At 52.1% G+C, this 11,825-nt stretch carries 9 protein-coding genes; 3 read left to right on the forward strand and 6 right to left on the reverse strand.

What is annotated here, in order from left to right:
• Positions 1-172 precede the first annotated feature (172 nt).
• The 3 genes from BEN74_RS05565 (at position 173) to BEN74_RS05575 (ending at position 3,474) form a co-directional block, all read left to right on the forward strand.
• Positions 173-1,396, forward strand: a complete 1,224-nt coding sequence (locus tag BEN74_RS05565; protein ID WP_068911183.1) for a L,D-transpeptidase family protein — start codon at positions 173-175, stop codon at positions 1,394-1,396.
• Positions 1,397-1,608: 212 nt separating this feature from the next.
• Positions 1,609-2,655 (forward strand): hypothetical protein, encoded by a 1,047-nt coding sequence (locus tag BEN74_RS05570; protein ID WP_162898145.1) that lies wholly within the window; start codon positions 1,609-1,611, stop codon positions 2,653-2,655.
• 120 nt (positions 2,656-2,775) lie between these two features.
• The gene (locus BEN74_RS05575) at positions 2,776-3,474 is read left to right on the forward strand and encodes a pirin family protein (protein WP_068911181.1); all 699 of its coding nucleotides are present in this window, start codon (positions 2,776-2,778) and stop codon (positions 3,472-3,474) included.
• A 250-nt stretch (positions 3,475-3,724) separates the two neighbouring features.
• On the opposite strand, the gene alr is transcribed toward BEN74_RS05575, so the two are convergent.
• The 6 genes from alr to astA form a co-directional block, all read right to left on the reverse strand.
• On the reverse strand, positions 3,725-4,924 hold the full coding sequence (gene alr / locus BEN74_RS05580; RefSeq protein WP_416240772.1) for an alanine racemase: 1,200 nt from the start codon (positions 4,922-4,924) through the stop codon (positions 3,725-3,727).
• Between the two features lie 84 nt (positions 4,925-5,008).
• The gene (locus BEN74_RS05585) at positions 5,009-6,508 is read right to left on the reverse strand and encodes an amino acid permease (protein ID WP_068911179.1); all 1,500 of its coding nucleotides are present in this window, start codon (positions 6,506-6,508) and stop codon (positions 5,009-5,011) included.
• A gap of 423 nt (positions 6,509-6,931) precedes the next feature.
• A complete protein-coding gene (gene astE / locus BEN74_RS05590; protein ID WP_068911178.1) occupies positions 6,932-7,906 on the reverse strand; it encodes a succinylglutamate desuccinylase in 975 nt (324 codons plus the stop codon).
• Between the two features lie 52 nt (positions 7,907-7,958).
• Positions 7,959-9,299 carry an N-succinylarginine dihydrolase gene (astB, locus tag BEN74_RS05595; protein ID WP_068911177.1) on the reverse strand — a complete coding sequence of 447 codons (1,341 nt, stop codon included), beginning with the start codon at positions 9,297-9,299 and terminating at the stop codon, positions 7,959-7,961.
• A 22-nt stretch (positions 9,300-9,321) separates the two neighbouring features.
• Entirely contained in the window at positions 9,322-10,791 is a 1,470-nt protein-coding gene (astD, locus tag BEN74_RS05600; protein WP_068911176.1) for a succinylglutamate-semialdehyde dehydrogenase, read from the reverse strand.
• A complete protein-coding gene (gene astA / locus BEN74_RS05605; protein ID WP_068911175.1) occupies positions 10,791-11,822 on the reverse strand; it encodes an arginine N-succinyltransferase in 1,032 nt (343 codons plus the stop codon). Before astA ends, astD begins: the two co-directional genes overlap by 1 nt.
• Between the last annotated feature and the right edge of the window lie 3 nt (positions 11,823-11,825).

Genomic DNA, 11,825 nt, shown 5'->3' on the forward strand with positions numbered 1-11,825 from the left:
ATATCAAAAAGCCTTCAAATTTAATAATTTCTCTCGGCTTTAAAATTCAGCCCCAGTCAAAAGGAAAAATGACATTTACACAAAACAAATACTGCATCTCCAGATTTTTTCTGCAATACTTGCTAACGTTTTTTCACACATAGTAAATGAATAATCCTTAAGGTTGAGTTACATGTTCGTTCGCACAATGCTCGCATTGAGTTTAAGTTGCATATTTGCGGGTTCAGCTTTCGCCGCATCTACTGCTGAACAGCCATTAAATCCAAAAGCAATTACAAATGCCGCTGTTCAAGATCCGATTGATCCGCTGGCTGTAAATTCAGCATCATCGGCAGCTCCGACACAAATTACAGCTCAAGAACAACAAGATTTAAATCAGGCATCGCAAACGCTGAACGATCTGCAAAAAACTGAAGATCAAACTGCGCCTGTAGGCGCTTCGCCAAGCGCGTCCACGCCGGCTGCGCCGTCATCCGCGCCAGCAGCTAAAGCTTCTTGGACTTTAGACGGCATCAACAATGCGCAGTGGTATGACAATATCGGCAAGGGCCAGTTCCCTGTGTATGCGCGCGCGCATGTCATGCTGAACAATGCCCATGCATCGCCAGGCGCAATTGACGGTTCAAGCGGCAAAAACACCCTGAAAGCAATTGCCTCTTTCCAGCAGATGAACGGCATCAAGCCGACTGGCACGCTGACCAAGGAAACTTGGGATGCCCTAGTGGCGAAGCAAGGCAGCAAGCCGGCGTTTATTGAATACACCATTACGCAGAAAGACCTTGACGGCCCGTATGCCAAATCCATTCCGCGCGATTACGCCCTGCAGTCCAAAATGAAAGGCCTGTATTACACCCGCGTCAGCGAAATGCTGGGTGAAAAATTCCACATGGATGAAGATTTCTTAAAGAAAATGAATCCTAAGGCGACTTTCAGCAAAGCCGGCGAAAAAATTGTTGTGGCCAATATCCGCAATGAAGTGCCGGAAGACATTCATCTGATCGTGGCGCATAAAGGCGCCAAGCAGCTGTATCTGTTCAACAGCCGCAACCAGATGATCGGCTCCTTCCCTGCAACCATCGGCAGCTCTGATACGCCGTCGCCGACAGGCACCTACAAAGTAACCGGCGTAGCGCCGAACCCTTGGTACAGCTACTCGCCAAGCAACTTTGTGCAGGGCAAGAACCTGAAGCCGCTGTCTTTGCCGCCTGGCCCGAACGGCCCTGTGGGCAATATCTGGATCGGCTTAAGCAAAAGGTCATTCGGCATTCACGGCACGCCTAACCCGTCTGCAATCTCCAAGACTGCATCGCATGGCTGCATCCGCCTAACCAACTGGGATGCCAACGATTTGGGCAAAAAAGTCAAATCCGGCGTAACGGTTAAATTCTTAGAGTGATCATTTCACGCTAAGCATGCAAGGGCGCTGCCGCTTCAGGGCGGAGCGCCTTTTTAGCATCCGCTTCAATCTTCAGCCTACATTTAAAAATTAGAAAAAATTAACAGGCTTATCCTTATAAAAACAGCCTTTGATCACAGCAATAAACAACTCAGGTATTCTGCCCCATGCGCCCTCTATTCAAGCCTTATTGGCCATTTCTGGCAGCTGCAATGCTGCTTGGCTCATTTAACTCACTGTCGCATGCTGAACTGGAAGAAGAAATTCAGCAGGTTATTTATATTGACGCCTCATTCGATGATGCTGATGATTCAATCTATCCGGAAAACTGGTCAGACCGTAAAAAAGTCCGCAGCAAAAACTATGACCCGCATCAGGACACTTCACAGCATTACCTCAGCAACCTGCGCCGCTTCGTCATCAACGGCAGTCAAGCCGTTGATTACTATCCGCTGTCCGAAGGAAAAAATCCCGCGCTTTTTTACAGCCTGCGGAATAATGAAGCGGATTTTGCGCTTGCACAGTCTTACGGCGCAGCGCGCCAAGCAATCCATATTGAGCCGCAGCTGCAGCACAAATTAAAGGATCATCAGCTTTTCAGCATTCAGCCGAGCGGCAAGAACCTGATGCTGATTTTCCGCAGCCGCTATTTCCATACTCCGGCAGAGCTGAAGCGCAACAGCGCATTCAGCAAAAGCTTCGCCTCTTACTATTACCGCACCAGCTATGAGCTGATAGAGGTTACGCCAAAGGGAAAAATCCTGCACCGCGTACAATTTACTGCGCCCAGCCCTGAGAACGGCTTGGGCTTTGGGCCAAAACTGGATGAAAGAACCGGCGAATATAAAGACAATGTGATTGAGTACACCACCAGCACGCCCGGAGCCTATCAAACGCTCAAGCCTTATGACATCGAATACCGCTATGAATATCAGAACGGCAAACTGAAAAAGCATACCGAAAACCGCCTGCTGACGCTCAGTGAGCGGGCCGCTTTGCGGGAAAACAAAGGCAGCATCAATGCGGAAAATATGCAAGATGAGTACAATGCTTCGCAGAAAAACAGCCCGCCTGAATCCAGCAGCTGCCTGGATGATTACTGGGTCTTTCACGATAAGGCCGCGCCCAAAGGCATCCGCTGGGGCAATGACTGGATGCAGAAACAGCCGGCGCTGCATCGGGCATTTTTAACCGCCTATGAAAGCGGTAAATCTTATGCATGGGCGGAGTTCAGGCAGCGTTTCTGCGATTTAAAATAGATGAAGCAAATGCCGCAAAACATCTCAGATATGCAACACTGCATTGCCTTTTTGCTGTTTTTGCTGCGGATCTAAAACACTAAAATGGCCTTAAGTTAAAATAATGACAGGAATAGAGCCATGAATGCTTATCTGCACCGCAACGGTGAACGCGGCCATGTGAAAATGGGCTGGCTGGAATCAAAGCACAGTTTTTCCTTCGGCAGCTGGCACAATCCCCAATATATGGGCGTCAGCGCGCTGCGGGTAATCAATGACGACCTGATCGCCACCCATAACGGCTTTGGCATGCATCCGCATGACAATATGGAGATTTTAACCTGCGTGCTGGACGGCACCATTTCGCACCGCGACAGCATGGGCAATGAGCGCCATATTTCCGCTGGCGAATGGCAGCTGATGAGCGCCGGCACTGGCGTGCAGCACAGTGAAATCAATAACGGCGATGTTCCGGTGCATATGCTGCAAATCTGGATTCATCCCAATCAGCGCAATGCGGCCCCGAAATACCAGCAGATTCAATGCGACCCGCGCGAACAGCCGAATCAGTGGCATGTAATTGCAGGCCCGAATGCTGATGCGCTGATGCATATCCGCCAGCAGGCCGAAGTGAAGTCGGCGCTGCTGGAAAAGGCTCAGGCGCTGGATGTAATAGCTGCGCAGCGGATCAATTACCTGCATGTCATTTCCGGCGCAATTCAAGTGGCGGAATATACGATGAATGCCGGCGATGCGATTGCCTTTGCTGAATCAGCACGCATTGAAGCGCTTGAAGATGCTCAGGTGATCTGGTTTGACTTGCCTGAAGTGAAAAATTAGGGCCGGGCTGCGGAGCAGCTTTAGCGAATGCACCAAGCCGGACGACTGGGTAATACCAGTCAGTTAAGCATTTTTAATCCTCCCCAACCCTCCTTTTTCAAAGGAGGGAGCGTTTCAAAATTCAATACGGTATTGAATTCAAGGGTGTTCCCCTCTTTTTCAAAGAGGAGTTAGGGGAGATTTAGCAATCAATAATAATGAAATTACGCTTAACTGATCAGCATTAGGACAACTGAAGCTTTTTTACAGCTTAACGCACCGCAACCTTAGGATTGGAATTGCCCCACATGGTATACACATCCGCAAGCAGCGCGCCGTTGTAGTCTTCCAAATCGCTTTGCTTGACCTGCTCAGCGCCCTGCCGGCCAAAAAGCACCACTTCATCATTGGCGCGGATATCCGGAAAATCCGTCACATCCACCATGGTGGTATTCATTGAGGTGCGCCCGACCACAGGCACTTTATGGCCGCGGATCAGGACATAGGCCTTATTGCTGAAAGCGCGCCGGTAGCCGTCTGAATAGCCGAGCGGCAAATTCGCCAATAAGGAATCGCGCTTAAGGGTATAGGTCTGATCATAGCCGACGGTTGTGCCCTTTAAATAGGCATTCACCGTTGCCACCTGCGTTTTAAAGCTCATCAGCTTTTGATATTCGGTGCGGTCAGGAATGCTGTCGCCGTAAATTACACCGCCGGCGCGCACCATATCCAAATGCGACTCAGGCACAGTCAGCGTCGCAAATGAGTTGGCGGTATGCAGGATCAATGCTTCACGCTTTAGCTTGGCTTTTTTAATCAGCCAGTCCGTTTGCTGATTAAACACCGCCAGGCGCTCCCGCACATATTTTTCATCTTCCACCGCATAGTGGGTCATGATGCCCACCAGCTGAAGATTCGGCAATTTCACCATGCTGAGGGCCTGCTGCTGGCCCGCTTTACTGTTCAGCTCCAGGCCGTTGCGGTCCATGCCGCCGGCATTTAGCCCCAGATGATAGGCCAGGCTCAGCCCTTGCTGCTTGGCCCATTGCGACATGCGCTGCGCCTGCTCGTAGTTGCCGAACAGCTCCTCAATTTTTAAGGAAGAAGCATTTTGAATTTCCAGATCGGTGGCTGCGCGCAGCCTTAAAACTCTGCCCTGATAGCCGGATTGGCGCACCGCCGCGGCTTCCGCATTGCTGGTGATGCCGACGCAAGGCACCTGCAGCTTCATAATGCTGGGCATCAGAATTTCTATGCCGTGGCCATAGGCGTCGGCTTTCATCACCGCGCAAATTTGGCTTTTATCCTGCAGCTGCTTTTGCAGGGTTTGAATATTCTGTTCAAAGGCCTGCACATTAATTTCAACCCATGCATTGGCCTGCGGCGCCGCCGCTTGCGCAGCTGAAAGATGCGGGGTTAATAATGGGGCAGCAAAACTGCTGTTGAAATTCAGCAGGCCGGCGCCCAGCAGGCAGGCCAATAGTGTGTTTTTTTTCAAAGTGAAGCGCTCCTTGCGGCAGTAATAAAAAAGGGGGTTTCCCCCCTCTGCTAAGTTTTAGTTATTTTCTTGAATTTCATCAGGCTCTATGCGTCTGCCATGGGTCAGAATCCATGCGCGCTCTGAGTATCTTTTCGTTTTATAGTAGTAAGCAACACCTAGACCGATAAACCAGATTGGAGAAAAGGCCAAGGAAATCATGGTGTCATGATCAAGCGCCAGAATCGCGACCACAAAGATCAGGAACAGCAAGGTGAACCACGCCATAAACACCCCGCCCGGCATTTTATAGGCAGACTGCTGATGCAGCTCAGGGGCTTTTTTGCGGTATGCCAGATAAGACAGAATAATCATGGCAAAGGTGAAAATACACAAAATGGAGGTAAAGGCTGAGATGATGGTAAATGCAGTCATCACATTCGGCACAATAAACAGAATAGACGTTCCTGCAACCACGCAGAACATTGAGAACAGCAGGCTGATAACCGGCACTTTGCTTTTTGACAGCTTGCCGAAGCTCTTAGGCGCATCTTTTTCAACCGCTAAGCCGAACAGCATGCGGCTGGTGGCGAAAACACCGCTGTTTGCCGAAGACATGGCGGAAGTCGCTACAACAAAGTTGACAATGCTGGCTGCTGCAGGCAGGCCAATCAGCGTGAACATTTCAACGAATGGGCTCTTGTCTGGAGAAATATGCGACCAGGAAGTAACCGCGATAATGCACACCAATGCGCCGATGTAGAACAGCAGGATGCGCAATGGAATCGAGTTGATTGCGCGCGGCAAAGCAGTATGCGGATCTTTGGTTTCCGCCGCGGTCGTTCCGACCAGCTCAATGCCGACAAAGGCGAATACCGCAATCTGGAAGCCGGCCAGGAAGCCCGTCAAGCCGTAAGGGAACAGCGACTCTTTCTCTACCACATGCGCCAAGGAAGCTTTCACGCCGTCTGGAGAAACAAAGCCGATGGTAATTAAATACACCCCAACCAGCAGGAACATGATAATTGCGATGATCTTAATCAAGGCAAACCAGAATTCAACTTCACCAAACAGCTTGACCGCAACAAAATTCAGCAGGGTTAAAATAGCGATTGAACTGAAGGCCGGTATCCATGCGGGTAGATCAGGATACCAGAATTGGGCATAGCCCCCGATCACAATTACATCGGCAATTGCGGTGACAATCCAGCTCATCCAGTAGGACCAGCCTAAGAAAAAGCCCGCCCAAGGCCCTAAATACGCCGTCGCAAAGTCAGCAAAGGACTTATAGTTGGTATTGGAAAGCAGCAGCTCTCCCATCGCGCGCATGACGAAGAAGAAGAAAAAGCCAATAATTAAATAGGTCAAAATAATGGAAGTGCCCGACACCGCCAGCGTCTTGCCTGAACCCATAAACAGGCCCGTGCCGATGGCGCCGCCAATGGCAATCATCTGGATATGACGGTTGGTCAGTGACCGCTCTAATTTTTCTTCTTCAACCGACTCATAATGATGCCCGCCCAGCAAATCGCCTTCCAGCGCGTCATTTGATCGATCGTTCTTGTTGCCATTCATCATGTTTATTACTCCAATTTACAACACTTCAGGTTGTAAATATGGGACTGCGCAGAAACCATTCATTGATTTTCCGCAATCCAATATTCAGCCACACATATTTTTAATACACTTATCCCGCATATTATTCAGGCGCCAGATTGTTCTTTCCTAAAATCTGCAAGCGCCGGATATAACTGTTGCCAGCTGCAACATACATGCTAAAACAAAGTTAGTTTCTATTAAAAAACATGAGCTTAAATAAAACACGACAAAAAGCTTCCCGCTGATGATTCATATAGAAATAATCTGCACAGGAAGATATTGAATTTATATTCTTAACAATATCCATATATTCAATTCCGTTTACAAAGTTAATAAAAACCGTTCAGCCTAAAAACCTATAAGTTCACCATTTTAAAATGCAACGCTTAAAAATAAATTAATTCAATTGAGTTCAGTTAAAATCAGGCCTGCACGGAGGCCTTTCTTCACCTGAGGGTTGGGAAATAAAATCCAGACCGGCTGCTGCGCCACGGCATAGGGCTGGCCCTGCTGCACGGCAATCACATCGCCCGGCTGGAATACCGAAAAGTTCGGCGCTGAATCTGCAAGATTGAGCTGAAAATCATCTTCCGTCTTGATGATCGAATCTGTGACCTGGAAGGCCTGAATCGCCTGGCGCTTGCGCTCCGGCAGCTCCTGCCCGCTCACCACCGCGCGCAGCACCTGATCGATGGCCGCAAATGACGCTAGGTCATTTTGGCCAAAAGGCTTGGCGTGCCCCAGTTCCAGCGTCGCGCTGGCGGCCTGGAACACTGAGCTAGTGAAGTGCGTGAAGGTTTTTCCGGGCGCGCTATGATACACCAAAGCATCCAGTTCGGCAGCATTCAGGCTGGCCAGCAGCGCGGCGTCATAGGCATGCGCCTGCTGCGGAAACAAAGCAAAGGTCGGGAGCAGTGACGGGCGGATTGCCGTATGCAGGTCGTAATGGTAACGCTGCGCCTGCGCAGGGCTGGCCGTGAAGAAATCCGTCACGGCCTGCTCCAGCTCCGCCACGCGCTGCGCTTCCGCAGCCGCCGCAAATTGCTGAGGCACGCCGCAGAACATGCGGTTCATGTCATTTTCGACATAGCGCTGGCCTGAGCGGATCGCCTCAGGGTTGCCTAAAATCAGCAGCAGGCGGACCTGCAGCTTCAGCCGGCCGGAAAAAATATCCTGGCTCAGCTGTTCCAGCAATTCAATTGGCGCCGTTTCGTTGCCATGCACGCCGGCGGAAAGCACGACAGCTTTTTCATAGGCCTGTGCCGGAGTCAAAGATAAAACCCCTTCAGCCAGCCATTCCCAGCTGAAGCCGTCATGCGCGCCTTGAGTAGACGCCGGCGCTTTCTGCGCTAAAACACTGCCTAAAAAATCCATCATCTGCTTTCCCTGAACTTTGCGTTTCCTTAAACCTGCTTTCCCTGAACAGCGCTTAGCGCTGGAAGTGGTAAACCGAACCCAATCCTAGAATCTGGGTCAATTCATCCAGCGCGGTGCGGCTTTCAATCAGCAGCTTCGGATCGGCCAGATCCTGCTGCGTCAATGCATCGCGGTAATGCTGGTCAACCCAGGCATTTAAACGGATGAACAGGCTGTCATTCATGAACAGGTTCGGGTTCACCGCATTCAGTTCCGCTTCATTCAGCGCAACACGCAAGCGCAAGCATGCAGGGCCGCCGCCATTGCGCATGCTTTCGCGCAAGTCGAAGACTTTAATGTCGTCTACAGGCGTGCCCATCTGAATCATGTCATTCAGGTAGTCCCACACCGCTTTATTTTGGCGCGATTCTTCCGGCACGATAATGCTCATGCCGCCGTCTGCGCGCGTAACCAGCTGGCTGTTGAACAGATAGGTACTCACCGCATCTTTCACAGAAATGCGCTGCTCAGGCACTTCAATCGAAACAAAGTCCTGCTCCAGATGCGCCATTTTGCGGCGGATTTCATCCAAAGCATCAGCCTGATTCAGGAACGCCTGCTGGTGATGGAACAGCACCTGCTGGTTGCTCACCGCAATCACGTCATTGTGGAACACGCCCTGGTCAATCACGTCCGGATTCTGCTGCACGAACACCCTCTGTTCCGGCTTCAGCAGGTGCAGGCGCGCAACCGCTTCGCTGGCTTCCAGCGACTGGCGCGCAGGATAGTGTTTCGGGCCAATGCCGCCGCCAAGGAACTGCTGTCCGTAAACGAAAACCTGCACGCTGGCCTGGTCATAAGCGCCGCCTAGGCGGTTATGGTTGGCTGCGCCTTCATCGCCGAACAGCGCAACCGGAGGCAGTGCCGCATGGTGGGCAAAATGGCGCTCATCATTGAACATGGCCGCCATAATGCGTGATGTGGTTTCATGCTCAATAGAGCGGTGGAATTTGTTGTTCAGGTTGGCTGCAGTGAAATGCACGCGGCCATCGGCGCTGTCCGCCGATGGCGAAACTGTAGCGGCATTGGCGGTCCACATGCATGACGCAGAGCTGAGCGCAGACAGCAGCGCCGGCGATGCGCGCATCGCCTGCTCAATCACGCTGTGGTCATCGCCGCTGAAGCCGAGCTTGCGCAGAGTTGGCACATGCGGGCGTTCCTGCGGGGCAAATACGCCCTGCTTCAGGCCCAAATCCGCCATCGCCTTCATTTTCAGCAGGCCCTGCTTGGCCGCCAGTTTCGGGTTGGAAACATTGTTGCGGTTTTTGGTCGATGCTTCATTGCCGAAAGACAAACCTGCATAATGATGGGTTGGTCCAACCAAACCATCAAAATTCATTTCATAGCCTGACATTTTAAAACTCCATTTCAATCGACTACAGCACAATGCCTGGCGATAATTTCTCAGGTAAATTCACATGATCGCTTTCTAAAGACGCCATCGGCCATGCGCAGTAATCCGCCGCATAGAAAGCGCTGGCGCGGTGGTTGCCCGATGCGCCCACGCCGCCGAAAGGCGCTGCGCTGGAAGCGCCGGTCAGCGGCTTGTTCCAGTTGACAATGCCGGCCCGCGCTTCAATCAGCACGCGCTCAAACAGTTCACGCTCTGGCGATACCAGGCCGACTGACAGGCCGAAACGCGTCGCGTTGGCAATCTGCAGCGCTTCATCAAAGCTGTCATAGCGGTAAATGCAGCTGAGCGGCCCGAAGTATTCTTCATCCGGCACATTGCTGACGCCGGTCACATCCAGAATGCCCGGATGCAGCAGGCTGCTGCCGGCGTCCGGCTGAGTCACCGGCAATAAAACTTTTGCGCCCAAGTCGATCAGGCGCTGCTGCGCCTGCAGAATCTGCTGCGCGGCCTGCAGGGAAATCACCCCGCCCATGAACGGCTGCGGTTCCGCATTCCATTCGCCCACAACCAAATTGCGGGTCACTTCCAGCAGGCGCTGAATAAAGGCATCGCCGGCTGCGCCATTTTTAATAATTAAGCGGCGCGCGCAGGTGCAGCGCTGTCCCGCAGAAACAAAGGCCGACTGAATGGTTAAATTCACCACCGCGTCAATATCGGCAACATCATCAATAATCAGCGCGTTGTTGCCGCCCATTTCAAGGGCCAGAATTTTTTCCGGCGCGCCAGCCAGCTGCTTATGCAGGTGGTAGCCGGTGTTGGCGCTGCCTGTGAACAGCAGGCCGTCAATTTCGCTGGATTGCGCCAAGGCTTCGCCTGTGCTGCGGCCGCCCTGCACTAAATTCAGCACGCCTGCAGGCAAGCCGGCCTGCTGCCATAATTTAACGGTTTCTTCCGCAGTCCACGGCGTCAATTCGCTTGGCTTGAACACCACGGTATTGCCTGCAATTAAAGCAGGAACAATGTGGCCGTTCGGCAAATGGCCCGGGAAGTTGTACGGGCCGAATACAGCCAATACGCCATGCGGGCGGTGGCGCAGTGAAGCCGCGCCATCGGCCATTTCAGTCAGGCTTTCGCCGGTGCGTTCATGATAGGCGCGGACTGAGATCGCCACTTTGGCAACCATCGACTGGACTTCAGTCAGGGTTTCCCAAAACGGCTTGCTGGTTTCCTGGCTGATCACCGCAGCCAGCTGCTGCTTGTTCTGCTCCAGCAGGCTGGCGAAGCGCTGGATAATTTCAAGGCGTTCCGCCAGCGGACGGCGCGCCCACGCTGCAAAAGCAGCCCGCGCCGACTGGCAGGCCTGCTCAACTTCAGCTGCCGTGGCTTCATTGCCGCGCCAAACCGGCTGCTGAGTGACAGGATTCAGTTTGCTCCATTCACTGCCATGCGCAGGAGTCCACGCTCCCTGAATGAATGAATTTCCTTGTGACATTATTGTTTCTCCATGATATCTAACGGCAGCAGGCGGACGCACTGCCCTGCTTCCACGCCCAAGGCTTCGGCCTGGGCTGCGGTTAAAGGCAGGCTTGCGTGATCGGCCTGATTGCTGACCAGAATGGCGCGGTAATGCTGATAGCAGTCATTGGCAACCAGATAGCGGACTGTGCCTTCCTGCACTTCAGGCACCAGCTTAACTTTGCAGACGCGGCTGTCCTGAACAGCGCGCAAATCTTTAATTTCGGCTTCCAGCGTCGGGCCGGCGTCAAAAATATCGACATAGCCCTGATAGCGCAGACCCTCAGTTTCCAGCACATGCGCGGCCGGCAAAGTCTGCGGATGCACCTGCGCAATCACTTGCTGGGCAGCCGAAGGCAGCAGGTCGATATATACCGGAAAGCGCGGCATCAGTTCCGCAATAAAGACTTTCTGGCCAATGCCGCTTAAATAGTCTGCGGTGGCGAAGTCCATATCAAAGAAATGATGGCCCAGCGCATCCCAAAACGGTGAGCGCCCATTTTCATCTGAATAGCCGCGCATTTCAGCAATCAGCGTGTTTTTAAAGCAGTCCTGAAACGCCGCCATAAACAGGAAGCGGATCTTGGACAAAAACTTGCCGTTCTGATTTTTGCGGAAATCCGGATCGAGGAATAAGGTGCACAGCTCGCTGCAGCCTGTATGGTCATTGCTCAGAAACAGCGTATTCAGCGTCTGATAGACATTCAGAGTCTGCGAGGCATGCACCTGCTTGCCTACGTGGTAGTTGTAAAACGGCTCAGTCAGACCGACAGAAACCTCTATTGCGCTGACCCCCACCACGCGCTGCAGCTCAGTATCTTCCAAGACAAAAAGGTAGCCCTGTTCACTTTGGGCAGCCTGGCCTTGCAAGGTATTTTGAGTGCGCAAAATACGGGCAGACAGAATCTCTTTATTTTGCGGGAGGGAGGTCAGGCCAACGCCTGACTTGCCCGCCAAAATATAGATATCGTCGAGGTCTTTATGCTCTGCATGTCTAACAATCATCATAGC

The organism is Acinetobacter sp. WCHAc010034, assembly GCF_001696615.3.
In the GTDB taxonomy this organism is placed as follows: domain Bacteria; phylum Pseudomonadota; class Gammaproteobacteria; order Pseudomonadales; family Moraxellaceae; genus Acinetobacter.

Bases quoted from the DNA above. Each gene is read 5' to 3' on its own strand.
- BEN74_RS05585 (WP_068911179.1), bottom strand. From the start codon at position 6,508: ATGATGAATGGCAACAAGAACGATCGATCAAATGACGCGCTGGAAGGC.
- BEN74_RS05575 (WP_068911181.1), top strand. From the start codon at position 2,776: ATGAATGCTTATCTGCACCGCAACGGTGAACGCGGCCATGTGAAAATG.
- astB (WP_068911177.1), bottom strand. From the start codon at position 9,299: ATGTCAGGCTATGAAATGAATTTTGATGGTTTGGTTGGACCAACCCAT.
- astA (WP_068911175.1), bottom strand. From the start codon at position 11,822: ATGATGATTGTTAGACATGCAGAGCATAAAGACCTCGACGATATCTAT.
- astD (WP_068911176.1), bottom strand. From the start codon at position 10,791: ATGTCACAAGGAAATTCATTCATTCAGGGAGCGTGGACTCCTGCGCAT.
- BEN74_RS05570 (WP_162898145.1), top strand. From the start codon at position 1,609: ATGCTGCTTGGCTCATTTAACTCACTGTCGCATGCTGAACTGGAAGAA.
- BEN74_RS05565 (WP_068911183.1), top strand. From the start codon at position 173: ATGTTCGTTCGCACAATGCTCGCATTGAGTTTAAGTTGCATATTTGCG.
- astE (WP_068911178.1), bottom strand. From the start codon at position 7,906: ATGATGGATTTTTTAGGCAGTGTTTTAGCGCAGAAAGCGCCGGCGTCT.